Below are 23,426 nucleotides of genomic sequence, written 5' to 3'. Positions count from 1 at the left end.
TTTTTATTTCTTAATCCACATAACCTGCCAGGCGTGTAACGTTAATTCCTTACCCGAAATACTTTCTTCGCTAATCAAATCAAATCCATTTTCAATATCAATATTAATGGTTTGTGTCTGAGCGCTGATATTAAATAAACCAGTAATTTCTTCGCCTGTTTCTGCCGTACGTTTAATTTGCATAACGGCCGGTGTAACACTGTTAATCTTAAAATCACTATCAGGATGAAATGCTTTGTTATTACGCCGCAGAACAATTAATCGGGATAACTCATGGTAAATGGCGTGACGCAAACAAGTTTCATCGGCCAGTTCCGTTTCTATTTGTCTTATATGATATTTTTTACGGTTGATCGCCCGGTTATAACCCAGTTTTTCCACACCTTCATAGTCATTGCGCGATCCGAGGATACTTTGAATATAAATCGCTGGCACACCAGGAAAACTCAGCAAAATGGCATGGGCAAGTATAAAGCGGGAAAATCTTTCAGCATCACTGCTATTACCCGGCGTTAACGCATCCATATAGGTTACGTTAATTTCATACGGGCTTCGGCTACCATCAGGATTATTCTTCCAGTTAACCAGGGCGCCTTCCTGTTGTAATTCCGTCACCAGTCGCATGATTTCATCTTCAGGTAACAGGCCCCGTAACGGGTTGAGGCCAATTCCGTCATGCGATGCGAGGAAATTAAACCATGTGGTCTCAGTCGATGGCAGTTCCAGTGATTGCGCCCACTGACACAATGTCGTTGTATCCTGGCGTTGCACCGCATGCAGCACCAGCGGCGGCAGCGAGAACTGGTACACCATGTGCGCCTCATCGCGGCCATTACCGTAATAGGAAATGTTATCCTTATGCGGAACGTTCGTTTCAGTAATAATCGCCGTACCAGGTGCCGCGCAGTCAGCAATAGCGCGGAACAGTTTGATAAGCTGATGCGTTTTTTCCAGGTGAATACAGGTTGTCCCTGGCTCTTTCCACATAAAACCAACCGCATCCAGGCGGACATAATCAGCACCCTGCTCCAGGTAACTCAGCAGTACATCGACCATCGCCAGTAATACCAATGGATTGGCATAGTTGAGATCGATCTGGTCGTCGCTGAACGTCGTCCAGAGATGACGCACAGTATTATCTTTCAGCGTAAACGGGGTCAGTAACGGTAATGCACGTGGGCGCGTGACGTTGCTCAGGTCCGTATCAGGATCCATCGCAATAAAGAATTCTTCATAACCGTCAAGTTGTTGCAAATAGTTATTAAACCATTCGCTTTTAGCTGACATATGGTTACAAACAAAATCAAACATCAGTCGACTGGATTCAGCTAATTGCTTAATATCATTCCAGTCACCGGTTTCTTCGGCAACCTGATAGTAATTAATTACTGAAAAACCATCATCCGATGACCACGGATAAAATGGCAACAGATGCACATGAGAAAATGTCGACTTAAGCCATTCATTATAAAACTGATTAAACGTTGGCAGCGCTTTTTTATCTTCCGAGTAAAATTGATCGGCGTAGGTGATCAGAACGACATCACCCTCATCCCAATGCGCTTTACGGTTTTTTTTAATTAATTTTTGTGATTTTTCTAAACGCGCAACCAGCGCTTCATAGTGAAGTGAAGAAAATGTGTCGCCATAGACTTCACTCAGACATTTTTGGATTTTTTGGTTCACCTTCATTTCTCGTGGTAGCGGTCCCATGACGCAAGAGACTACTCTGCCGGAAATAAGCTGTCAATCAGCTGAGGTGGCCTGGAGGGGGGGTAAAAAAGAATTTTGGCAGCCAAAAAATCGTATTTGTGAGCTGCCGCAAATTAACTGAGGGAATGTTGATTAATTGTTGCTTGCTTTTGTTGTTTCGGATATCAGGGTTGATTACCTGAATAGCGTTTCGACAATTTTGTCGCTGCCCGGCTCAACAAAGGTTCAAGTACTAACGCCAGCAACATTTTTAGCGGACGTCGGGCCACGGACTTCACCGCCCACCCTGCTACTCCAGCCGGGCCATAGCGCAGCGCAGTCAGCAGCACCAGCTTACCTGCTATTTTAAAGCCTGGCTTTACCTTTTGCCCGGCACGTTGCCAGCGATTATTCATTTTTAACCTCACAATTGGCGGAAGCGGCTGCGTAATGTGAAGGTATCAGATGTCACATAACGCTCCATCTCACGCAAACGCTTTTCACTTGCAGCCAGCTCACGATCGACAGCATCCAACAGCTCACCGCTTGATGGCTGCTGTTCTCCGGAAACCACGTTGTCCGGCATCGGATCCAACACAAACGTCAGTACGATGTAGGCGACAAAGGTGAAAAAGGCCAGACCAAAAAAGATGGACAGCACCACCAGGATCCGCACCAGTTTCACAGGAACATCGAGATAATGCGCAATACCCGCGCAAACCCCTTTCACCATGCCCTGCTGCGGTATACGCCACAGTTTTTTGTTCAGATTAACGCCCCCCATTAGCGGTCCCTCCAGTTTGGATGTTCAGCATCAAGGATGTCTTCCAGCGCTTGAATGCGCTCACGCATCCGCTGTGCGTCCTGGTTAAGTTCAGCCAGACGCTGTTGTTCACTTTGCGCCAGCTCGCCGCGACTGGAACGATTGCTGTAATGCAGCCAGAGCCAAATCGGTAAGACGAACAGCACAAAGATGGTTAACGGGATGGCCAGAAATAGCGCGCTCATGAGTACTCCTTACAGGTGATGAGCGGCGGCGCGTTCGGGCACCGCCAGATATTATTATTGCTTGTCTTGCTGCATTTTGGCTTTCAATTGCGCCAACTGCTCGCTGATTTCATCATCTGCTTTCAGGTCAGCAAATTGCTGATCCAAAGACTTCTGCTTACCGAAGTTATGGCTTTCAGCTTCAGCTTCCATTTGATCGATTCGGCGCTCAAAAGATTCAAAGCGCGCCATCGCTTCATCCAGTTTGCCGCTGTCCAGTTGACGACGAACATCACGGGAAGAGTTTGCCGCCTGATGGCGCAGCATCAACGCCTGCTGACGAGCACGGGTTTCACTAAGTTTGTTTTCCAGTTCACCAATCTCTTTTTTCATGCGCGCCAGCGTATCGTCAACCAGCGTTACCTCATGCTCCAGGGAGGCAATCAGGTCAGTCAGTTTCTGTTTTTCGATTAACGCAGAACGCGCCAAATCTTCTTTCTCTTTGCGCAGCGCCAGCTCTGCTTTTTCCTGCCACTCTGCCTGTTGGGCGCTGGCCTGTTCGATACGACGCGATAACTGTTTCTTTTCTGCCAGCGCGCGTGCGGAGTTTGAGCGCACTTCAACCAGCGTGTCTTCCATTTCCTGGATCATCAACCGCACCAGCTTCTGCGGATCTTCAGCCTTTTCCAGCAACGCATTAATGTTGGCGTTCACGATGTCGGCAAAACGAGAAAAAATACCCATAATGTAATCCTCACTTACTGTTCTGATATCGGGCAATGCCCTGCTACTGTTCTAATGCACTTCGCATGCCAACTTTTTAATCTCTTGAATTACTTGAAAATATCCAATTTTACCTGCCGGGATAAATAGGGTAAATTGGTGAATAACACTAACAAATGGTGAATTTCATCATGGCAGGATACAAAGATAATCTTCTGGGCGAAGCGAACAGCTTTATTGAAGTTCTGGAGCAGGTTTCTCATCTCGCGCCGCTGGATAAACCTGTGCTGGTCATTGGGGAACGCGGTACGGGGAAAGAGCTTATCGCCAACCGCCTGCACTATCTCTCCACCCGCTGGCAAGGCCCGTTTATTTCACTTAACTGCGCGGCGCTAAACGAAAATTTACTCGATTCCGAACTTTTTGGTCACGAAGCTGGCGCCTTTACTGGCGCGCAGAAACGTCATCCGGGTCGTTTCGAGCGCGCCGATGGCGGCACGCTATTTCTTGATGAACTGGCGACCGCCCCGATGCTGGTACAGGAAAAACTGCTGCGCGTTATTGAGTACGGAGAACTGGAACGCGTCGGCGGTAGCCAGCCGTTGCAGGTCAACGTACGACTGGTTTGCGCAACCAATGCCGACCTGCCGCGCATGGTAAGTGAAGGCACGTTCCGCGCGGACCTGCTGGATCGTCTGGCTTTTGATGTGGTGCAACTCCCACCGTTACGCGAACGTCAAAGCGATATCATGCTAATGGCTGAACATTTTGCCATTCAGATGTGCCGTGAGATCGGGTTACCGTTGTTTCCAGGGTTCACCGACGAGGCCAAAGAAACGCTCCTCCACTACCGTTGGCCGGGCAATATTCGTGAGCTGAAAAACGTCGTGGAGCGTTCGGTTTACCGACACGGGACCAGCGATTACCCGCTGAATGAGATTGTGATTGACCCGTTCAGGCGTCACACCACACCGCCGCAGGCGCAGGCGCAGGCGCAGGAAACCAGACCTGCATCCGTAACCTTACCGCTGGATCTGCGTGAATTCCAACAGCAGCAGGAGAAGGAATTTTTGCAAAGCAGCTTACAGCAGGCGAAATTTAATCAGAAAAAAGCCGCTGAATTATTAGGTCTGACCTACCATCAGCTCCGTGCGTTACTCAAGAAACACCAAATTTAGCGTACAGGGGCAGACGTTGGACGCGAGGGTTAAAACAGTTTACCATGATGCAATCACTGTATAAAAAAACAGGTTAATCATGATGACTCTGGCGTTAGTTGGCGAAAAAATTGACAGAAACAGATTCACTGGTGCGAAAGTTGAAAATAGCACATTTTTCAACTGTGATTTTTCGGGTGCCGACCTCAGCGGCACTGAGTTTATTGGCTGCCAGTTCTATGACCGAGAAAGCCAGAAAGGGTGTAATTTTAGTCGCGCTATCCTGAAAGATGCCATTTTCAAAAGTTGTGATCTCTCCATGGCGGATTTCAGGAATGTGAGCGCGCTGGGAATCGAAATTCGCCACTGCCGCGCACAAGGTTCAGATTTTCGCGGCGCAAGCTTTATGAATATGATTACCACACGCACCTGGTTTTGTAGCGCCTATATCACCAATACCAACTTAAGCTACGCCAACTTTTCAAAAGTCGTACTGGAAAAGTGCGAGCTGTGGGAAAACCGTTGGATGGGAACTCAGGTACTGGGGGCGACGTTCAGTGGTTCAGATCTTTCCGGCGGTGAGTTTTCGTCGTTCGACTGGCGGGCCGCAAACTTTACGCACTGTGATTTGACCAATTCAGAACTGGGCGATCTCGATGTCCGGGGTGTTGATTTGCAAGGCGTCAAACTGGACAGCTACCAGGCATCGTTGATCCTGGAACGTCTTGGCATCGCTGTCATTGGTTAATATTCAGGGAGCGGTGCCTGCCGCCCCCTGCCCTTAAACAATATTGTCCGCGCTGGCTTTTCCCCGCGGACGTTTCGACTCAGCGAACATAGACGTCAGAGAGTTCCGGTCCCCCCGTCAGAACACCATACCTGACCGGATGTATAGCTGTTCTCTTCAGCCGCTAAAGTGACATACAGAGGGGCAATTTCTACCGGTTGGCCTGGCCGACCGAGCGGCGCATTTGCGCCAAATTTCTCAATTTTTTCCTGTGGTTGGCCGCCGCAACACTGCAATACCGTCCAGTACGGTCCAGGCGCGACAGCATTCACACGGATCCCTTTGGGGGCCAGTTGCTTTGCCAGCGATTTAGTAAATGCCACTATCGCCGCCTTGGTCTGAGCATAATCAAGCAGGATCTCACTTGGCTCATAAGCCTGTACCGACGAGGTGTTAATAATCACGCTGTCTCGTGAGAAATGAGGAACAGCCGCTTTGGTGATCCAAAACATGGCGTAGACATTGGTCTTGAATGTCGCATCAAACTCTTCTGTGGTGAGGTCTTCGATCGATTCGCAAAATTGCTGACGACCGGCGTTATTCACCAGAATATCCAACCCTCCCAGCGCTTCTACCGCCTGTTTTACCAGATGGTTACAGAAAGTTTCGTCACGAATATCACCGGGAATCGCCGCGACTTTTCTCCCTGCTTTTTTTATCAATTCGACAACCTCACGCGCATCGTCCTCTTCTTCAGGTAAATAATTAATCGCGACATCGGCGCCTTCGCGGGCATAAGCAATGGCAACAGCACGCCCAATACCTGAGTCACCTCCGGTAATTAATACCTTGCGACCATTTAACCTGCCGCTTCCCTGATAGCTTTCTTCGCCATGATCGGGACGCGGTTGCATTTTTCCAGCCAGACCCGGAAAAGGTTGTTTTTGATGTGGAAAAGGCGGCTGCGGAAAACGTTCTGAATTAGTTTTATTGGTGGTCTGTTTTCCTTTATTTAGGTCAGTCATTCAATCACCTCTCATGAGTCATCATTCATCGCAAAGACTAATAAGCGTAGAACAAAATGAATGACATGACCTTTATAATTTACCCACAACTTAATTTTTGCCAAATATTAACCTGGTCCTTACGATGATAACTTCACATTGCGTTGAGATATTTACTCGGATAAGTCCTGGTTTATTTATTTGTTCTTCCAGGCTGAAACTTCTTCAACCAATACCGCCAGGCTAAAACGTACCGCCTTTTCTATAACGTCCTGGCAATCCCCGGAAAAATATTCCCGTTTTGTTATTATCCGCCCGCGGAAATTCCACGCAAACCACACCGTTCCTGCGGGAGTACCATCCTCCCCACCCTCCGGCCCCGCATATCCGCTAATGGCTATGCTGATGTCGGTTTCGGCTTGCTCACGTATCCCTGCAGACATCTCACTGACCGTTTGCTCACTAACGGCGCTATATTTCTCCAGCGTACTGGCCCGCACGCCGAGCATTTTCTGCTTGGCGCGATCGCTAAAGGTTATAACGCCGATATCATAAAATTCTGCGGTATCCGCCTGTGCACAAAGCGCGGCGGCCAAGTTTCCTCCTGTACAAGATTCTGCGGTAGTCAACGTTAAACCGCGATCAATAAGCGTTTTTGCAACCCGTTTCGTCAGTTCATTGCGTGTTTTTGCGTCATTGTACTCCGTGTTCATTACCGCCTCGCTAATTCTCTTCAGGAATGACAGAAATATGTCCGTTACGTTCCAGAATGGCATACTTGATTTTACTGGATTCGGTAATCCCCTGATTTTGTCGTGCTGCGACTAATATATCGTCAAGAGAAACATCCACTTTCTTCATTTTATCCAATAAAGGGATCCCATGATCAAGCAGGATAACCGGAGAGCCATCCAGTACAGATTCTGCCCCACCTACCTTTTTCTTAATAAAACCAAACAGAATATCAATAGTAACCAGTGTGACAATCGTGATCATGGCGCCGGTTAGCGAAAAATCATTACCCAATAAGGCTTGCTGAGTTGCTTCACTGATAATCAGTAATAAAATCAGATCGAAGCTGGTCATTTGTAACAATGCCCGGCGACCGGCTATTTTGAAAACCACCAGCAAAATAAGGTAAATGGCTAATGCCCGGAAGACCATCTCCATACCCACCTCCTAAGGATAAATAAATTGCCTGAAGCGGATTTCAGATTCGCCATTTAGCTGGAGAAAACTCATTACACTTCCTGGCTTCACGGGCGTAACCTGCAGCCAGACAGTAAAATCCTGCGTTGCTTCAGAATCATTGTAGACAAGGTAAAGATCATTACCCTTGCTGTACATGCTGTCTGGCTGCGGCCAAATATTTTCCATCTCATAAAACTTGTTGAAATCGCCGCCAATGCGCAACGTCATGTTCACAGAATCATGCTTCTGTGCCGAGATTTTAAATTGAAATTCCGTTTGCAAACGACCAAGTTTTTCGAATTGTAACTCTGTTGTCTTTAAGGTGTTTTTTCTCGTTACCTCACTTAAATATCCGCCGGAAAACGCTCCCGCCGTAGCAAGTAAAACAATGCAGAGCAAACAGATAAAACCAATCTTGTGAAAGCCTGATTCAAAATTCAGAAAACGCTGACTCTCTTTCACTCCTTGCAAATGGGCTTTCTCTCTGTTCATTTCACCGCCTCGCTTATATCACACCAATCCTTTGTTTTATTGAAAAATTATCATTTGAGACTTATCCCACTCGCCAGATTAATAAATAGCAACCAAACTTAATAAGTCAAATCAATTTCTATGGAGGCTCTATGAAAATATCTTTCGCCCCCTTACTGTGTTGTTTTTTATTGCCATCAGCGTTTGCCGATGATAATGGTGGATTGAAAAAAGATACCGCCCCGCCACCTGCCCACGCACTGGATGAAGGATATCGCGGCACTGAAGATGCAAGAATCATGACCGTCCAACAAGCTAAAACTATGCATGACGGAGCGACTATCTCTTTACGGGGTAATCTCATTGAGGATCAAGGAGGAGATAAGTTTATCTTCCGTGACAAAACCGGCACGATCAATACGCTTATTCCGCTTGCCGTCTTTGATGGCCGAACGGTAAAACCCGATCAAATGATCAGGATTAACGGTAGCCTTGACGCTAAAATGCAACCGCCGGTGGTACGCGTTAATAAAATCCAGAAGTAATTCGACATACGGGAAGATATTCACTCTTCCCGCCTCATTCTTGTTTATTTTCCTCTGATTCCGCAGACATTCCTCCCACACAACAGACTCATTTTTCCCGTCAGACACCTCCCGCCATTGAATCCGGCGTTTAAGCGAGTCAGAGGTGCCATGAAAATGCTAAGATAACTAATAGAGGATATGCAAAGTGGATAGCAAGTATGAATTTTGACCAACTGGCGATGTTGAATTCGCGGTTATCAACCCTGCAGCCCCCAAACACAAACGGTAATGGCAAATGTCATTAAGTATTAGTAAGATAGCTTCTTTATATATAACCCTTTAAAATTATGCGCCTGGTTTTATCATCTCTGATCGTGATGGCTGGACTTCTGAGTGGTCAGGCTGCAGCTGCGCCTGAGCAGGCCTCGTACGCTGATATTCGTGACAGTGGCTTTGTCTATTGCGTCAGCGGGCAGGTCAATACGTTCAATCCGCAAAAAGCGAGCAGCGGTCTCATCGTAGACACATTAGCGGCCCAATTGTATGACCGACTGCTTGATGTCGATCCCTATACTTATCGTCTGGTGCCAGAACTGGCTGAAAGCTGGGAAGTATTGGATAACGGCGCAACCTACCGCTTCCATTTACGTCGTGATGTTCCGTTTCAAAAGACAGCCTGGTTCACGCCCACCCGCAAACTGAATGCGGACGATGTGGTATTTACCTTCGAGCGCATCTTTGATCGCCAACATCCGTGGCACAATATCAATGGCAGCAGTTTTCCCTATTTTGACAGCCTGCAGTTCGCCGATAACGTCCAAAGCGTGCGCAAGCTGGACAACAACACCGTTGAATTTCGCTTAAATCAACCCGACGCCTCCTTCTTGTGGCACCTTGCCACACATTATGCCTCGGTGATGTCGGCAGAATATGCCGCCAAATTAGCCAAACAAGATCGCCAGGAATTACTTGACCGACAGCCCGTCGGCACAGGTCCGTACCAACTTTCAGAAAATCGTGCAGGCCAATATATTCGCCTGCAACGGCATGAAAAATTCTGGCGAGGTACCCCCTTGATGCCCCAAGTCGTGGTGGATCTCGGCTCTGGCGGAACCGGCCGTTTATCGAAATTACTGACCGGCGAGTGCGACGTGCTGGCCTGGCCGGCTGCCAGCCAGCTCAGCATATTGCGTGATGATCCTCGACTGCGTTTGACGTTGCGTCCTGGGATGAATATCGCCTATCTGGCGTTCAACACGGATAAACCGCCGTTGAACAACCCTGCCGTACGACATGCGCTAGCGCTTGCCATTAACAACCAACGGTTAATGCAATCTATTTACTACGGTACGGCGGAAACCGCGGCATCTATTTTGCCTCGCGCCTCGTGGGCTTATGACAACGAAGCTAAAATTACTGAGTACAACCCGGCAAAATCGCGCGAGCAGTTAAAAGCGCTGGGGTTGGAAAATCTGACGTTACAACTTTGGGTCCCCACCAGTTCTCAGGCCTGGAACCCAAGCCCGCTGAAAACCGCAGAGCTGATTCAGGCTGATATGGCTCAGGTGGGTGTGAAAGTGAAGATCATCCCGGTAGAAGGTCGTTTTCAGGAGGCGCGATTAATGGATATGAACCATGATCTGACGTTGTCCGGCTGGGCAACTGACAGTAACGATCCTGACAGCTTTTTCCGACCGATGCTCAGTTGTGCCGCCATTAACTCACAGACCAACTTTGCCCACTGGTGCAATCCGGAGTTTGACAGCATTTTGCGCAAAGCCCTCTCTTCGCAACAACTCTCCTCGCGAATTGATGCCTACGACGAAGCGCAAAATATTCTTGCGCGCGAGTTGCCGATCCTGCCGCTGGCCTCTTCGCTTCGTTTGCAGGCTTATCGCTATGACATCAAAGGGTTGGTGCTCAGTCCGTTCGGCAACGCTTCTTTTGCCGGGGTTTCCAGGGAAAAGGCTGACGAGGTGAAAAAACCATGATTATCTTCACCCTGCGCCGTTTTTTATTACTGCTGGTCACCCTGTTCTTCCTGACTTTTATTGGGTTCAGCCTGAGTTACTTCACACCTCATGCGCCGTTACAGGGCGCATCGCTGTGGAACGCCTGGGTATTCTGGTTCAATGGCCTGATTCACTGGGATTTTGGTGTGTCCAGTATTAACGGCCAGTTAATCTCAGAACAACTCAAAGAAGTGTTTCCGGCGACGATGGAGCTGTGCATTCTGGCCTTTGGTTTTGCACTGATGGTCGGGATCCCGATAGGCATGTTAGCGGGCATAACACGTAATAAATGGCAGGATCGTTGCATCAGCGCATTGGCTCTGATGGGCTTTTCTATTCCGGTTTTTTGGCTGGCGCTGCTGCTGACGTTGCTCTTCTCACTGACCCTCGGCTGGCTGCCCGTTTCCGGGCGTTTTGATCTGCTCTACGAAGTGAAGCCCGTTACCGGATTTGCCATTATCGACGCCTGGTTCTCCGACTCGCCCTGGCGCGATGAAATGCTGGTCAGTGCGATCCGCCATATGGTGCTTCCGGTGTTAACGCTCTCCGTTGCACCGACGACGGAAGTTATTCGTTTGATGCGTATCAGCACCATTGAGGTCTTTGATCAAAACTATGTTAAAGCGGCGGCTACTCGTGGTTTGTCACGGTTAACGATTTTACGTCGTCACGTACTGCACAACGCTCTCCCACCGGTTATCCCGCGCCTGGGGTTACAGTTTTCCACCATGCTGACGCTGGCGATGATCACCGAGATGGTCTTTAGCTGGCCAGGTCTTGGCCGTTGGCTGATTAACGCGATTCGCCAGCAGGATTACGCGGCGATTTCGGCGGGTGTGATGGTGATAGGCTCACTGGTTATCATCGTTAACGTCATCTCTGATATTTTGGGTGCTATGGCTAACCCTCTGAAACATAAGGAATGGTATGCCTTACGATAGCGTCTACAGCGAAAAGCGCCCGCCTGGTACGCTGCGCACCGCATGGCGCAATTTTTACGGCGATGCAACCGCAATGATCGGCCTGTATGGCTGTGCGGGACTGGCGATTCTGTGTATTTTTGGTGGTTGGTTCGCGCCTTACGGCATCGACCAGCAGTTTCTCGGCTATCAGCTTTTACCGCCGTCATGGTCGCGCTATGGCGAAGTCTCTTTCTTCCTCGGGACTGATGACCTGGGGCGTGATGTTTTAAGTCGCCTGCTCAGCGGTGCGGCCCCAACCGTGGGCGGTGCGTTTGTCGTAACTCTCGCCGCCACGCTGTGTGGCTTGTTACTGGGGGTGGTTGCCGGAGCAACGCACGGTTTGCGTTCCGCGGTGCTCAATCACATTCTGGACACCCTGCTGTCGATCCCTTCACTGTTGCTGGCGATTATTGTGGTGGCTTTTGCCGGTCCGCATCTGACTCACGCGATGTTTGCCGTCTGGCTGGCGCTGCTGCCGCGGATGGTTCGCTCCGTCTACAGCATGGTGCATGACGAGCTGGAAAAAGAGTATGTTATTGCCGCTCGCCTTGATGGCGCAACCACGCTCAATATTCTGTGGTTCGCCGTTCTGCCCAATATTACCGCCGGGCTTATCACTGAAATCACCCGTGCGCTGTCGATGGCGATCCTGGATATCGCCGCGCTGGGTTTTCTCGACCTTGGCGCGCAGTTGCCATCACCGGAATGGGGAGCCATGCTCGGCGACGCGCTGGAGCTGATTTATGTCGCACCGTGGACAGTAATGCTGCCAGGCGCGGCGATCATGATAAGCGTGCTGCTGGTTAACCTGCTGGGTGATGGCGTGCGCCGCGCAATTATTGCGGGGGTGGAATAATGCCATTACTCGATATCCGCAACCTGACCATTGAATTCAGAACCGGCGACGACTGGGTAAAAGCGGTTGACCGTGTCAGCATGACCCTCAATGAAGGGGAAATCCGCGGACTGGTCGGCGAGTCCGGCTCCGGCAAGAGCCTGATCGCCAAGGCTATTTGCGGCGTCGCCAAGGATAACTGGCGCGTAACCGCAGACCGTATGCGCTTTGATGACATCGATCTCCTGCGCCTTTCCGCGCGTGAACGACGCAAGCTGGTCGGTCATAACGTTTCCATGATCTTTCAGGAACCGCAATCGTGTCTTGACCCGTCCGAGCGTATTGGACGACAGCTGATGCAAAATATTCCAGCCTGGACCTATAAGGGGCGCTGGTGGCAGCGCATCGGCTGGCGCAAACGCCGGGCGATTGAGCTTTTGCACCGCGTCGGGATAAAAGATCATAAAGATGCCATGCGCAGCTTCCCGTATGAACTGACTGACGGCGAGTGTCAGAAGGTAATGATCGCTATTGCACTGGCGAATCAGCCGCGCTTGCTGATTGCCGATGAACCGACGAACGCGATGGAGCCAACGACCCAGGCGCAAATATTTCGCCTGCTGACCCGGCTGAACCAAAACAGTAATACTACCATTTTGTTGATCAGCCATGACCTGCAAATGCTCAGCCAGTGGGCGGACAAAATCAACGTAATGTATTGCGGACAAACGGTGGAAACGGCGCCCAGTAAAGATCTGGTGACGATTCCACATCATCCTTATACGCAAGCGTTGATCCGCGCCATTCCTGATTTTGGTAGCGCGATGCCGCATAAAAGTCGTCTGAATACCATGCCAGGAGCGATTCCATTGCTGGAACAATTACCCATCGGCTGCCGTCTGGGGCCGCGCTGCCCTTATGCTCAGCGTGAATGTATTGAAACCCCACGACTGACCGGAGCAAAGAATCATCTCTACGCCTGTCATTTCCCGCTGAACATGGAGAGAGAGTGAGATGGTAGAAACCCTGCTCGAAGTTCGCAATCTGAGCAAAACCTTTCGCTACCGGACGGGTTTATTTCGCCGCCAGACCGTTGAGGCCGTTAAGCCACTCAGCTTTACCCTGCGCGAACGTCAGACACTCGCGGTCATTGGTGAGAATGGTTCCGGTAAGTCCACGCTGGCAAAGATGTTAGCTGGCATGATTGAACCCACCAGCGGTGAACTGCTGATTGACGATCATCCGCTCCAGTATGGTGATTATTCATTCCGTAGTCAGCGTATCCGTATGATTTTTCAGGATCCGTCAACATCGCTTAACCCTCGTCAGCGTATTTCACAAATCCTTGATTTCCCGCTGCGTCTGAACACCGACCTGGAACCTGAACAGCGTCGCAAACAGATTATAGAAACGATGCGCATGGTTGGACTGTTACCTGACCATGTGAGCTATTACCCGCATATGTTGGCGCCGGGACAAAAACAGCGTCTGGGGCTTGCCCGCGCGCTTATTTTACGACCTAAAGTGATTATCGCCGACGAGGCCCTTGCCTCTCTGGACATGTCGATGCGTTCGCAGCTCATCAATTTGATGCTGGAATTACAGGAAAAACAGGGGATTTCGTATATCTATGTGACTCAACATATCGGCATGATGAAGCACATTAGCGATCAAGTATTAGTCATGCATCAGGGTGAAGTTGTTGAGCGTGGCAGTACCGCGGATGTTCTGGCCTCCCCGCTGCATGAGCTGACTCGTCGTCTGATTGCAGGGCATTTTGGCGAGGCGCTCACCGCCGACGCCTGGCGGAAAGATCGCTAACAAAGCCGCTGCCCTCCGAAACCGGAGGGCAAGTGCGCCATCAGTGACCAACACCGGGTAAAAGCAGTGTCTCAACCTCGTTAAAAACGACTGAGGGAAAAACGCTCCCCTGTATCGCCCAGACACCTGCCACGCTGACGTCATCGATAAGTCGTAATGTTTCGACCCCCTCCACCGCAACGCGATCGCAATATTCCCGGATGTTTTTGATAAGCACCGGGAACATCGGCTTTTCTACCTGTTCAAGGAAGAAACCGCGATCCAATTTAACCACGTCAAAATGACCGCAAACCAGCGGACTTGCCCCGACGTTACCGGAGCCGAGATCGCCCAGCCATAGCGCGTTTGGGCCGTCACAGAGTGAATTAATCAGCAGATTATTCAGGCAAATCGTACTCGACAGAAAACGCTCTGACAGTTCCAGGGCAATAAAGGGCATTTCGTGCAGTGCCGACTTGATGACCGGATCACCAATCGCCAGAAGCGCCATTTCATCAATGAGATGAAGGGTACAGAGCAGATTGTTGCTCTCAAACCAATCACGCTTTTCGGCAATTAACTGAATTTGCTTGAGCATGAAATTACGCTTTTGTTCGCTATTCCACGCTGAAACGACGAAATCTGCATGCAATGGGCGAACCGTATCTGCAGCAAACCGGGCGATCATCTCCACGCCCAGCAACTTATTTGTTGTGTCTCTCATCGGTTCCGCGATGAAATGATAGTGCATAAGACCACTCCAATTGATCATAACTTCCTGATAATGCACTTTTAATCACAATCAATCAATAATATCGATCAATGTATCGATATTGATCGATAAAAACAATATATCATAACAATCTGAATATATGCATGTTTTTTGTTTTAAGAAAGTTCCTACCTTGCTATGTTTATTAACATCAGCTAGCGCCTTAATAATACCATTTTAGCGCCTTTAAAGCCTTGTATTTTCTCATTGTCTTCAATGCAATACGGGTCGGGCAAAGCACAACCAGGGGAAGTAATATCCTCGCCATTTGCAATGAATGGTAAGGGTCATTTAGGGTTGATAACCATTCTAAAAGGAACAATGAGTAGGATATAATTTCAGCCCAATTTCGCGCGTTTTTGAGATGGCAATCATCACGCATTGATTGCTACGAAGAAGCAATGACCATAAGGATTAAAGCTATGGGTTTTCTTTCCGGTAAGCGTCTTCTGGTGACGGGTCTTGCCAGTAAATTGTCCATTGCCTGGGGAATCGCTCAGGCAATGCATCGTGAAGGCGCTGAACTGGCGTTCACCTACCAGAACGACAAACTAAAAGGCCGAGTGGAGGAATTTGCCGCTCAACTGGGGTCCAGCATCGTACTACAATGTGATGTTGCCGAAGATGCCAGCATCGATGCGATGTTCGCTGAACTGAGCCACTCCTGGCCGAAATTCGACGGATTCGTGCATTCCATCGGTTTCGCGCCTGCTGACCAGTTGGATGGCGACTATGTGAATGCGGTCACCCGCGAAGGTTTTAAAATTGCTCATGACATCAGCGCTTACAGCTTTGTTGCGATGGCAAAAGCTTGCCGCTCTATGCTTAACCCTGGCTCTGCGCTACTGACGCTATCCTACCTGGGTGCAGAGCGCGCAATCCCTAACTACAACGTGATGGGGCTGGCGAAAGCGTCTCTGGAAGCCAACGTCCGTTACATGGCTAACGCAATGGGTCCTGAAGGTGTACGAGTGAACGCCATCTCCGCAGGTCCAATCCGCACTCTTGCCGCTTCCGGCATCAAAGATTTCCGTAAAATGCTGGCGCATTGTGAAGCGGTGACGCCGATTCGCCGCACCGTGACGATTGAAGATGTAGGCAATTCCGCAGCATTCCTGTGCTCCGATCTTTCTGCCGGCATCTCTGGTGAAGTCGTTCACGTTGATGGTGGCTTCAGCATTGCAGCGATGAACGAGCTGGATCTGAAATAATCGTTTAGTCCTCTGTGGGCGGCCTGCCGTCGCCCATGATTTCACCTCCTCCTCCACTGCCCTGTGCCATATATACTTTTCCGATATTTATTATCACGTAACAATCTTTCATCCCCCCATCGGCTTACGTCAGGATATTGCAGCGCAAACGATCCGGCGTAGGTGTATGACGACGTGTCCGGGTCGCCACTTTTTAGACCAAGGAACGCCCATGGAACAACGCCGCATTGTAGGCAAAAGCCACTGGTATCATGAGACGCAATCCAGCACGTATCCGCAAGATGTTCTGCCGCTGGTGCCGGAGGCCGCTCATGTTGACGACAGCTTTTTACTGGACCTGGCGATACCTCATGACGTGCTTTTACCCTTTCAATCCTGGTTAACCCCTGCCCGTAAACTTGCCCAGCTTCTTTTCCCTGCTCACGTCGTACTGGATCGGATGCATACGTTCAGCGCCTATGAACGGATGAGTACAGCCCTGACCGTCGCTCAGGTATATGGCGTGCAGCGATTGTGTAATCACTATGCCGCGCGCTTAACGCCGCTGCCAGGTCCTGATTCGTCTCGCGAAAGTAATCATCGACTGGCGCAAATCACCCAATATGCGCGCCAGCTCGCCAGTTCACCGGCTGTGATCGGCGAGCGGGACCGTCAGCACCTGGATGCGGTCGGGCTGACCAGCTGCGATGGCATATTGATGAATCAAATCATCGGCTTCGTCGGTTTTCAGGCCCGGGTAGTCGCATTACTTCAGGCCTGCAGCGCTCACCCGGTACGTCGAATACCGGGCCTCGATATACAGCAATTCGCTCACGCTTCGCCATTTAGCGCCACCAACGCCAGCTGGCACGCTGCGCCATTAGAACCCGAGCAGCTGCATACCCGCGCGAAACTGCGCGCGGATTATCCCAACGAACTGCACGCGCTGCTCCCTCTGCTAGCACATTCACCTGCCGTTTTAGATTTACTTGGGTCACTGATTTCCAGCACGCTACGCAGCGATATGCCGACGCGGGCATTTTCTCTGACGACCCTGATGACATCACGCATCAACGGCAGCGTGTCCTGCTTTAATGAACATGCGCATACGGCATATGAATTAACTGACATCATCACTGTCCTTCGTCAGGATGAACGTGAATTGCAGCACTGGGAACAACGACATCCGGTTGAGCGCGTCACCCTGCAGGCGGTACAATGGCTCACCCGAGCGCCCGACCGCTTTAGCGCCGCACTGTTAACACCGTTGTTCGATCAGGGTATCTCTTCAGAACAGGCGATTAACCTGCTGGCCTGGAGTGGATTATGCGGATGGTTAAATCGCTTGAAAATCGCGCTGGGCGAGACGTATTAACCGATCCACTTACTTAAAGAGCGCTTGCTGCAACTGACAGAATCGCGTAAAACTGTCAGCCGCTCTTTTAGCCACGAAAATAGACAATTATGCTTCAGGACAACCCGCTGCTAGCGCAGCTTAAACAGCAACTACATTCCCAGACGCCGCGTGCTGAAGGGGTGGTAAAAGCCACGGAAAAAGGCTTTGGCTTCCTGGAAGTCGATGCACAAAAAAGCTATTTCATTCCACCGCCGCAGATGAAAAAAGTGATGCATGGCGACCGTATTGTTGCGGTGATCCATACGGAAAAAGATCGTGAGTCTGCTGAACCGGAAGAGCTAATCGAACCCTTCCTGACGCGCTTCGTGGGTAAAGTTCAGGGCAAAAATGACCGTCTGTCTATTGTGCCGGATCATCCGTTACTGAAAGAGGCGATCCCTTGTCGCGCCGCCCGTGGCGTTGAGCATGAATTTAAAGAAGGTGACTGGGCCGTGGCAGAAATGCGCCGCCATCCGCTGAAAGGCGATCGCACCTTCTACGCTGAACTAACCCAATTTATCACCTTTGCGGACGATCACTTTGTCCCGTGGTGGGTCACGCTGGCGCGCCATAATCTCGAAAAAGAAGCACCGGACGGCGTTGCGACCGAAATGCTGGACGAAGGTCTGGTGCGTCAGGACCTGACCGCCCTCAATTTCGTCACCATCGACAGCGCCAGTACCGAAGATATGGACGATGCGCTGTATGCTGAAGATCTGGCCGATGGCAAGCTACAGTTAACTGTTGCTATTGCCGATCCTACCGCCTGGATTGCAGAAGGCAGCAAACTGGATAAAACGGCGAAGATTCGTGCGTTCACCAACTATCTGCCGGGATTCAATATCCCGATGCTGCCACGTGAACTGTCTGACGATCTCTGTTCTCTGCGCGCGAACGAAGTACGCCCGGTTCTGGCTTGCCGCATGATCATTACCGCCGACGGTACGATTGAAGACAACATCACCTTCTTCGCTGCGACTATCGAGTCTAAAGCGAAGTTGGCCTATGACAACGTCTCCGACTGGCTGGAAGGCACCGGCGACTGGCAGCCTGAAAACGACGCGATTGCTGAACAAATCCGTCTGCTGCATCGTATTTGTCTGAGCCGTGGTGAATGGCGTCACAACCACGCGTTAGTATTTAAAGATCGTCCGGATTACCGTTTTGTCCTCGGTGAAAAAGGCGAAGTGCTGGATATTGTGGCGGAACCGCGTCGCATCGCTAACCGTATCGTGGAAGAGTCAATGATTGCGGCAAATATTTGTGCTGCACGCGTTCTTCGCGACACGCTGGGCTTTGGAATTTATAACGTCCATATGGGATTTGATCCGGCAAACGCTGACGCACTGGCCGCGCTACTGAAAACCCATGGTATGCATGTAGATGCCGAAGAGGTCCTGACGCTGGAAGGCTTCTGCAAACTGCGCCGCGAACTGGATGCGCAGCCTTCCGGTTTCCTCGATAGCCGTATCCGCCGGTTCCAGTCGTATGCTGAAATCAGCACCGAACCAGGTCCGCACTTTGGGCTGGGTCTGGAAGCATATGCCACCTGGACCTCTCCTATTCGTAAGTATGGCGACATGATCAACCACCGTCTGCTTAAGGCCGTCATCAAAGGCGAAACGATTGCCCGTCCGCAGGATGATACGACCCTGCAAATGGCCGAACGTCGTCGTCTGAACCGCATGGCTGAACGCGATGTGGGTGACTGGTTATACGCCCGCTTCTTGAGCGACAAAGCCGGCACCGACGTCCGCTTCGCGGCCGAGATCATTGACGTCAGCCGCGGCGGTATGCGAGTACGTTTAGTGGATAATGGCGCAGTCGCATTTATTCCGGCCCCGTTCCTGCATGCTGTTCGTGACGAACTGGTATGCAGCCAGGAAAGCGGCACCGTACAAATCAAAGGTGAAGTGGTTTACAAAGTCACGGATGTGATTGATGTAACTATTGCCGAAGTGCGGATGGAAACCCGCAGCGTTATCGCACGTCCAGCCGTGTAATACTGATAAAGCTAACGGCCTTTCTCTTTCTGTGAAAGGTCGTTTTCTTTTCCCTCCCAAATCTCCACCACGCACTACACTTCTTTCATCCGGTCTAATTTATTTTTTACTATTTTCAGTTCCGCTAGCTTTGCTTTTTTTAGATTCTGCATTACATATAAATACATAAATAAAACAATACGTTCAGCCATAATCACCCTGTATGAATCATGGCTAACTATACTTTTGAGGCTCTATGCGCTTTAAACGGGATAGTACACATCATGAAAGACGTCCGGGAGCGGGTTACGTTGTATAGCTATGTGGGCACTCATAACCCCTACTGGCGTTTGTCAGAGGATTGCAACATCCTGCATTTCTCTATCGACGAAGCGTCAGCAGTCGATCAGACCATCGAATTGTCAGCTGAGCAAGCCGACCGCATTCGCGAAATGACGGTGATTACATCGAGCCTGTTGATGACGCTTCCCATTGAAGATGACGACATTCCCGTGCATCTGGTCGGCAGGAAAATCAATAAGCGCGAATGGGCGGGAAGCGCATCCGCCTGGGATGACACCCCTTCCGTCGCGCGCGACCTGGCTCACGGTCTCTCTTTCGCTGAGCAGGTCGTTTCTGAAGCTAACTCCGTCATTGTCATTCTTGACCGTATGGGCAACATTCAGCGCTTTAATCGCCTGTGCGAAGAGTACACCGGTCTCAAAGAGCGCGAAGTGATTGGCCAAAGCGTTTTCACGCTGTTTATGAGCCGTCGCGAGGCCGCAGCCTCACGGCGCAACATTGAGGTGTTTTTTCGCGAAGGTAACTCTTATGAGGTCGAACGTTGGGTAAAAACCTGCAAAGGCCAGCGTCTGTTTCTGTTCCGCAATAAGTTTGTGCATAACGGTAGCGGCAAGAACGAAATATTTCTGATCTGTTCCGGTACCGATATTACTGAAGAGCGCCGCGCGCAGGAACGTCTACGGGTATTGGCCAATACCGACTCCATCACTGGTTTACCGAACCGCAACGCAATTCACGAGCTGATCAGCAACGCCATTGAAAACGCGGGCGATACGCAGGTTGGGATTGTCTATCTCGATTTGGATAACTTTAAAAAGGTGAACGACGCCTACGGTCATATGTTTGGCGATCAGTTGTTACAAAGCGTGTCGCTGGCTATCCTCAGTTGCCTCGACGACAACCAGCTACTGGCCAGGTTTGGCGGTGATGAATTCATTGTCCTTGCCACCGAAACGTCCCAGGGCGCGCTGGAGGCTACGGCATCGCGTATCCTGACGCGCCTGCGTCAACCTTTTCGCATTGGACTGATAGAAGTCTATACCGGATGTTCAATCGGTATTTCTCTCGCGCCACAGCATGGACAGGACGGCGAGAGCGTCATCCGTAACGCGGATACGGCCATGTACACAGCAAAAGAAGGCGGTCGTGGTCAGTTTTGCGTCTTCTCACCGGAAATGAATCAACGAGTTTTTGAATATTTGTGGTTGGATACCAATCTGCGTAAGGCGCTGGAAAACGATCAACTGGTTATCCACTATCAGCCAAAAATAACCTGGCGCGGAGAAGTTCGTAGTCTGGAGGCTCTGGTTCGTTGGCAGTCCCCGGAACGTGGCCTCATACCGCCGTTGGAGTTTATCTCCTACGCCGAAGAATCAGGGCTCATCGTTCCGCTCGGTCGATGGGTTATTCTGGACGTCGTGCGCCAGGTGGCAAAATGGCGTGCCAAGGGGATAAATCTACGCGTGGCGGTAAACGTGTCTGCGCGCCAGCTCGCCGACCAGACGCTATTTACCGCTCTCAAGCAGGTGCTTCACGATCTCAACTTTGAATACTGCCCGATCGATGTTGAATTAACGGAAAGCAGTTTGATTGAAAATGAGCAGTTGGCGCTATCCGTCATTCAGCAATTTAGCCAGTTGGGGGCACAAATCCATTTGGATGATTTTGGCACCGGTTATTCGTCGCTATCTCAACTGGCCCGCTTCCCGCTTGATGCGATAAAACTGGATCAAACCTTTGTCAGAGATGTGCACAAGCAACCTATTTCACAGTCGCTGGTGCGGGCCATTGTCGCGGTCGCGCAAGCGCTCAACCTGCAGGTCATCGCCGAAGGCGTTGAAAGTGCAAAAGAGGATGCGTTTTTGACCAAGAACGGCGTCAATGAGCGTCAGGGATTTTTATTCGCCAAGCCGATGCCTGCAGCTGCGTTTGAACGATGGTATCGACGACACCTGAATAAAAAAACGCGATAATGCAGAAAGATTCCTCGGAGAAAATAGCCATAAATGGACAATACGTGATGATTCTATCTGTATGTAATCACAGAATATATAATATTCTTCAATCATTCAGGTTAATACTATTTTTCCCTTCTCTTTTGCCATGAAATTCTGCATCATGAAATTCAAACTCTATTGCCCTTTGGATGATGACCATGTCTGATATCGACGCTCAGCGTCTGGCCGAACGCATTGATACCGTGCTGGATATCCTCGTTGCAGGTGATTACCACTCAGCCATCCACAATCTCGAAATTCTGAAGGCTGAACTGTTAAACACGGTCAAAGAAGATACTCAATCTTTGTCAACTAAACAGAAAGCTCCGTGGGAGATCTGATGACATCGCTCTCTTGATGTTACTGCTATCAGCAGACTTCCGTTTATTTTCCGATACGATATTGCTATAAAAATTAATACTATGAATTCCCGACAACAATCCATTTTGCAGATGGTGACAGATAAAGGTCAGATGAGCGTCGCCGATCTGGCAAAAATCACCGGCGTTTCAGAAGTGACGATTCGACAGGATCTGAATACGCTGGAAAAACAGAGTTATTTACGCCGTGCGCACGGATTTGCTGTTTCATTGAACAGCGATGATGTGGAAACACGCATGATGACCAATTTCACGCTAAAACGTGAGCTGGCCGAATTCGCTGCATCACTGGTCAGCCCCGGCGAGTCAGTATTCATTGAGAATGGCAGCAGCAATGCGCTCCTGGCAAGAACCCTGGCGGAGCAAAAAGATGTCACTATCATTACGGTGAGCAGCTACATCGCTCACCTGCTCAAAGAAACACCCTGTGAAGTGATTCTCCTCGGCGGGATTTATCAGAAGAAAAGTGAGAGCATGGTCGGCCCCCTGACTCGCCAGTTTATCCAGCAGGTACACTTCAGTAAGGCCTTCATCGGCATTGATGGCTGGCAGGCAGAAACCGGCTTCACCGGACGCGATATGATGCGTTCTGATGTGGTTAATGCGGTACTGGAGAAAGGCGCAGAGGTTATTGTGCTTACCGACAGCTCAAAATTTGACGCCATTCATCCTTATACCCTGGGGCCTTTAGCACGATTCAGTCGCGTCGTGACGGACTCTAAGCTCAGCGCCAGCGTACAAATGCAGCTTGAGCATTCAGGATTAACCGTCAATATCATTGATACCAACGCATAATGGCTGCGCAAGATGATTTGTCGGCAGGCAAATCATCTCCTCTCTGAGAGTTATCTGACAACCCAATTAAGACTTTTTACCTGTTGTTAACAGGATAAACTCGTAGAATTAATATTAGCGATATAACAGGAGCGAACATCCAACTGCAGGATATTGGTTGTCATGCCTTCGCTAAACGGTTTCACGGAAATATCTTTGATAGTCGCGATTTAACGCTATCCTTAAAGAACACTGGATTCCGTGAATCAATAATTCAGGAGAAAGTATTATGTTAGTAACGAGCAAAAAAATGACCGCAGCCATTCTGGCGCTTACTCTGGCAATGTCTCTGAGCGCCTGCTCTAACTGGTCCAAACGCGATCGCAATACCGCTATCGGTGCTGGTGCGGGTGCTGTAGGTGGTGCAGTCCTGACCGATGGCAGCGCGCTGGGTACGCTGGGTGGTGCTGCTGTTGGTGGTATTATTGGCCATCAGGTAGGTAAATAATTTACGGTTGACCGGCTCGATATAATTAAACGTTTA

The 23,426-nt window shown here is 50.0% G+C and carries 25 protein-coding genes; 15 read left to right on the top strand and 10 right to left on the bottom strand.

Features of this window, described 5'->3' with window-relative positions; translation table 11 throughout:
• Positions 1–3: 3 nt before the first annotated feature.
• From FDX09_RS21960 to pspA, 5 genes are all read right to left on the bottom strand, one after another.
• A complete protein-coding gene (locus FDX09_RS21960; RefSeq protein WP_170973265.1) occupies positions 4–1,686 on the bottom strand; it encodes a sugar phosphorylase in 1,683 nt (560 codons plus the stop codon).
• A 191-nt stretch (positions 1,687–1,877) separates the two neighbouring features.
• The gene (gene pspD, locus FDX09_RS21955) at positions 1,878–2,108 is read right to left on the bottom strand and encodes a phage shock protein PspD (protein ID WP_038640914.1); all 231 of its coding nucleotides are present in this window, start codon (positions 2,106–2,108) and stop codon (positions 1,878–1,880) included.
• A gap of 8 nt (positions 2,109–2,116) precedes the next feature.
• Positions 2,117–2,476, bottom strand: coding sequence for an envelope stress response membrane protein PspC (pspC, locus tag FDX09_RS21950; RefSeq protein WP_004193243.1), 360 nt, complete (start codon positions 2,474–2,476; stop codon positions 2,117–2,119).
• Positions 2,476–2,700 (bottom strand): envelope stress response membrane protein PspB, encoded by a 225-nt coding sequence (gene pspB, locus FDX09_RS21945; protein WP_038640917.1) that lies wholly within the window; start codon positions 2,698–2,700, stop codon positions 2,476–2,478. Before pspB ends, pspC begins: the two co-directional genes overlap by 1 nt.
• 54 nt (positions 2,701–2,754) lie before the next feature.
• Positions 2,755–3,423: a phage shock protein PspA gene (gene pspA / locus FDX09_RS21940; RefSeq protein ID WP_137347855.1), complete on the bottom strand. Its 669-nt coding sequence runs from the start codon at positions 3,421–3,423 to the stop codon at positions 2,755–2,757.
• Between the two features lie 155 nt (positions 3,424–3,578).
• On the opposite strand from pspA, the gene pspF reads away from it, so the two are divergent.
• Both pspF and FDX09_RS21930 read left to right on the top strand, forming a co-directional pair.
• Positions 3,579–4,580: a phage shock protein operon transcriptional activator gene (gene pspF / locus FDX09_RS21935; RefSeq protein WP_170973264.1), complete on the top strand. Its 1,002-nt coding sequence runs from the start codon at positions 3,579–3,581 to the stop codon at positions 4,578–4,580.
• An 82-nt stretch (positions 4,581–4,662) separates the two neighbouring features.
• Positions 4,663–5,307 (top strand): quinolone resistance pentapeptide repeat protein QnrB12, encoded by a 645-nt coding sequence (locus FDX09_RS21930; protein ID WP_038640920.1) that lies wholly within the window; start codon positions 4,663–4,665, stop codon positions 5,305–5,307.
• Positions 5,308–5,402: 95 nt separating this feature from the next.
• Here the strand turns inward: FDX09_RS21930 and FDX09_RS21925 are convergent, their stop codons facing one another.
• From FDX09_RS21925 to FDX09_RS21910, 4 genes are all read right to left on the bottom strand, one after another.
• Entirely contained in the window at positions 5,403–6,311 is a 909-nt protein-coding gene (locus FDX09_RS21925) for an SDR family oxidoreductase (RefSeq protein ID WP_087856133.1), read from the bottom strand.
• Between the two features lie 176 nt (positions 6,312–6,487).
• The gene (locus FDX09_RS21920; protein ID WP_233638400.1) at positions 6,488–7,003 is read right to left on the bottom strand and encodes a 2-oxo-tetronate isomerase; all 516 of its coding nucleotides are present in this window, start codon (positions 7,001–7,003) and stop codon (positions 6,488–6,490) included.
• A 10-nt stretch (positions 7,004–7,013) separates the two neighbouring features.
• Positions 7,014–7,460 carry a YetF domain-containing protein gene (locus FDX09_RS21915; RefSeq protein WP_038640925.1) on the bottom strand — a complete coding sequence of 149 codons (447 nt, stop codon included), beginning with the start codon at positions 7,458–7,460 and terminating at the stop codon, positions 7,014–7,016.
• 9 nt (positions 7,461–7,469) lie between these two features.
• Entirely contained in the window at positions 7,470–7,973 is a 504-nt protein-coding gene (locus tag FDX09_RS21910; protein ID WP_137347853.1) for a hypothetical protein, read from the bottom strand.
• A 131-nt stretch (positions 7,974–8,104) separates the two neighbouring features.
• Here FDX09_RS21910 and FDX09_RS21905 point away from each other — a divergent pair, with 131 nt between their 5' ends.
• The 6 genes from FDX09_RS21905 (at position 8,105) to sapF (ending at position 14,109) form a co-directional block, all read left to right on the top strand.
• Complete coding sequence (locus tag FDX09_RS21905) at positions 8,105–8,497, top strand: YdeI family stress tolerance OB fold protein (protein ID WP_087856130.1); 393 nt, start codon at positions 8,105–8,107, stop codon at positions 8,495–8,497.
• A 329-nt stretch (positions 8,498–8,826) separates the two neighbouring features.
• Positions 8,827–10,470, top strand: a complete 1,644-nt coding sequence (gene sapA, locus FDX09_RS21900) for an ABC transporter substrate-binding protein SapA (protein ID WP_038640931.1) — start codon at positions 8,827–8,829, stop codon at positions 10,468–10,470.
• The gene (sapB, locus tag FDX09_RS21895; protein ID WP_121529117.1) at positions 10,467–11,432 is read left to right on the top strand and encodes a peptide ABC transporter permease SapB; all 966 of its coding nucleotides are present in this window, start codon (positions 10,467–10,469) and stop codon (positions 11,430–11,432) included. Before sapA ends, sapB begins: the two co-directional genes overlap by 4 nt.
• The gene (sapC, locus tag FDX09_RS21890; RefSeq protein WP_016156640.1) at positions 11,419–12,309 is read left to right on the top strand and encodes a peptide ABC transporter permease SapC; all 891 of its coding nucleotides are present in this window, start codon (positions 11,419–11,421) and stop codon (positions 12,307–12,309) included. The genes sapB and sapC overlap by 14 nt, the downstream gene beginning before the upstream one ends.
• Complete coding sequence (gene sapD / locus FDX09_RS21885; RefSeq protein ID WP_003020556.1) at positions 12,309–13,301, top strand: peptide ABC transporter ATP-binding protein SapD; 993 nt, start codon at positions 12,309–12,311, stop codon at positions 13,299–13,301. Before sapC ends, sapD begins: the two co-directional genes overlap by 1 nt.
• Position 13,302: 1 nt before the next feature.
• Positions 13,303–14,109 carry a peptide ABC transporter ATP-binding protein SapF gene (gene sapF / locus FDX09_RS21880; protein WP_038640937.1) on the top strand — a complete coding sequence of 269 codons (807 nt, stop codon included), beginning with the start codon at positions 13,303–13,305 and terminating at the stop codon, positions 14,107–14,109.
• Positions 14,110–14,149: 40 nt separating this feature from the next.
• Here sapF and FDX09_RS21875 read toward each other — a convergent pair whose 3' ends face one another.
• Positions 14,150–14,839 carry an EAL domain-containing protein gene (locus tag FDX09_RS21875; RefSeq protein ID WP_137347889.1) on the bottom strand — a complete coding sequence of 230 codons (690 nt, stop codon included), beginning with the start codon at positions 14,837–14,839 and terminating at the stop codon, positions 14,150–14,152.
• A 443-nt stretch (positions 14,840–15,282) separates the two neighbouring features.
• Here FDX09_RS21875 and fabI point away from each other — a divergent pair, with 443 nt between their 5' ends.
• From fabI to osmB, 7 genes are all read left to right on the top strand, one after another.
• Positions 15,283–16,071 carry an enoyl-ACP reductase FabI gene (gene fabI, locus FDX09_RS21870; RefSeq protein ID WP_038640941.1) on the top strand — a complete coding sequence of 263 codons (789 nt, stop codon included), beginning with the start codon at positions 15,283–15,285 and terminating at the stop codon, positions 16,069–16,071.
• 211 nt (positions 16,072–16,282) lie between these two features.
• On the top strand, positions 16,283–17,425 hold the full coding sequence (locus FDX09_RS21865; RefSeq protein WP_137347852.1) for a carboxymuconolactone decarboxylase family protein: 1,143 nt from the start codon (positions 16,283–16,285) through the stop codon (positions 17,423–17,425).
• An 89-nt stretch (positions 17,426–17,514) separates the two neighbouring features.
• Positions 17,515–19,449: an exoribonuclease II gene (locus tag FDX09_RS21860; protein WP_137347851.1), complete on the top strand. Its 1,935-nt coding sequence runs from the start codon at positions 17,515–17,517 to the stop codon at positions 19,447–19,449.
• 263 nt (positions 19,450–19,712) lie between these two features.
• Complete coding sequence (gene pdeR / locus FDX09_RS21855) at positions 19,713–21,704, top strand: cyclic di-GMP phosphodiesterase (protein WP_038640944.1); 1,992 nt, start codon at positions 19,713–19,715, stop codon at positions 21,702–21,704.
• 182 nt (positions 21,705–21,886) lie between these two features.
• Positions 21,887–22,069 carry a hypothetical protein gene (locus FDX09_RS21845; protein ID WP_042308514.1) on the top strand — a complete coding sequence of 61 codons (183 nt, stop codon included), beginning with the start codon at positions 21,887–21,889 and terminating at the stop codon, positions 22,067–22,069.
• Between the two features lie 81 nt (positions 22,070–22,150).
• A complete protein-coding gene (locus FDX09_RS21840; protein WP_085048103.1) occupies positions 22,151–22,903 on the top strand; it encodes a DNA-binding transcriptional regulator YciT in 753 nt (250 codons plus the stop codon).
• 268 nt (positions 22,904–23,171) lie between these two features.
• On the top strand, positions 23,172–23,390 hold the full coding sequence (osmB, locus tag FDX09_RS21835) for an osmotically-inducible lipoprotein OsmB (RefSeq protein WP_038640946.1): 219 nt from the start codon (positions 23,172–23,174) through the stop codon (positions 23,388–23,390).
• Positions 23,391–23,426: the final 36 nt, after the last annotated feature.

This window comes from Citrobacter sp. wls717 (assembly GCF_005280955.1).
Classification (GTDB): domain Bacteria; phylum Pseudomonadota; class Gammaproteobacteria; order Enterobacterales; family Enterobacteriaceae; genus Citrobacter; species Citrobacter werkmanii.
The sequence above is the reverse complement of the archived record's forward strand: the minus strand, read 5'-3'. Positions and strand labels throughout refer to the sequence as shown.

Excerpts from the sequence above, each read along its gene's own strand:
- pspD (WP_038640914.1), bottom strand. The coding sequence starts at position 2,108 with ATGAATAATCGCTGGCAACGTGCCGGGCAAAAGGTAAAGCCAGGCTTT.
- pspC (WP_004193243.1), bottom strand. The coding sequence starts at position 2,476 with ATGGGGGGCGTTAATCTGAACAAAAAACTGTGGCGTATACCGCAGCAG.
- pspB (WP_038640917.1), bottom strand. The coding sequence starts at position 2,700 with ATGAGCGCGCTATTTCTGGCCATCCCGTTAACCATCTTTGTGCTGTTC.
- pspA (WP_137347855.1), bottom strand. The coding sequence starts at position 3,423 with ATGGGTATTTTTTCTCGTTTTGCCGACATCGTGAACGCCAACATTAAT.
- pspF (WP_170973264.1), top strand. The coding sequence starts at position 3,579 with ATGGTGAATTTCATCATGGCAGGATACAAAGATAATCTTCTGGGCGAA.
- FDX09_RS21930 (WP_038640920.1), top strand. The coding sequence starts at position 4,663 with ATGACTCTGGCGTTAGTTGGCGAAAAAATTGACAGAAACAGATTCACT.
- FDX09_RS21925 (WP_087856133.1), bottom strand. The coding sequence starts at position 6,311 with ATGACTGACCTAAATAAAGGAAAACAGACCACCAATAAAACTAATTCA.
- FDX09_RS21920 (WP_233638400.1), bottom strand. The coding sequence starts at position 7,003 with ATGAACACGGAGTACAATGACGCAAAAACACGCAATGAACTGACGAAA.
- FDX09_RS21915 (WP_038640925.1), bottom strand. The coding sequence starts at position 7,460 with ATGGAGATGGTCTTCCGGGCATTAGCCATTTACCTTATTTTGCTGGTG.
- FDX09_RS21910 (WP_137347853.1), bottom strand. The coding sequence starts at position 7,973 with ATGAACAGAGAGAAAGCCCATTTGCAAGGAGTGAAAGAGAGTCAGCGT.
- FDX09_RS21905 (WP_087856130.1), top strand. The coding sequence starts at position 8,105 with ATGAAAATATCTTTCGCCCCCTTACTGTGTTGTTTTTTATTGCCATCA.
- sapA (WP_038640931.1), top strand. The coding sequence starts at position 8,827 with ATGCGCCTGGTTTTATCATCTCTGATCGTGATGGCTGGACTTCTGAGT.
- sapB (WP_121529117.1), top strand. The coding sequence starts at position 10,467 with ATGATTATCTTCACCCTGCGCCGTTTTTTATTACTGCTGGTCACCCTG.
- sapC (WP_016156640.1), top strand. The coding sequence starts at position 11,419 with ATGCCTTACGATAGCGTCTACAGCGAAAAGCGCCCGCCTGGTACGCTG.
- sapD (WP_003020556.1), top strand. The coding sequence starts at position 12,309 with ATGCCATTACTCGATATCCGCAACCTGACCATTGAATTCAGAACCGGC.
- sapF (WP_038640937.1), top strand. The coding sequence starts at position 13,303 with ATGGTAGAAACCCTGCTCGAAGTTCGCAATCTGAGCAAAACCTTTCGC.
- FDX09_RS21875 (WP_137347889.1), bottom strand. The coding sequence starts at position 14,839 with ATGCACTATCATTTCATCGCGGAACCGATGAGAGACACAACAAATAAG.
- fabI (WP_038640941.1), top strand. The coding sequence starts at position 15,283 with ATGGGTTTTCTTTCCGGTAAGCGTCTTCTGGTGACGGGTCTTGCCAGT.
- FDX09_RS21865 (WP_137347852.1), top strand. The coding sequence starts at position 16,283 with ATGGAACAACGCCGCATTGTAGGCAAAAGCCACTGGTATCATGAGACG.
- FDX09_RS21860 (WP_137347851.1), top strand. The coding sequence starts at position 17,515 with ATGCTTCAGGACAACCCGCTGCTAGCGCAGCTTAAACAGCAACTACAT.
- pdeR (WP_038640944.1), top strand. The coding sequence starts at position 19,713 with ATGAAAGACGTCCGGGAGCGGGTTACGTTGTATAGCTATGTGGGCACT.
- FDX09_RS21845 (WP_042308514.1), top strand. The coding sequence starts at position 21,887 with ATGTCTGATATCGACGCTCAGCGTCTGGCCGAACGCATTGATACCGTG.
- FDX09_RS21840 (WP_085048103.1), top strand. The coding sequence starts at position 22,151 with ATGAATTCCCGACAACAATCCATTTTGCAGATGGTGACAGATAAAGGT.
- osmB (WP_038640946.1), top strand. The coding sequence starts at position 23,172 with ATGTTAGTAACGAGCAAAAAAATGACCGCAGCCATTCTGGCGCTTACT.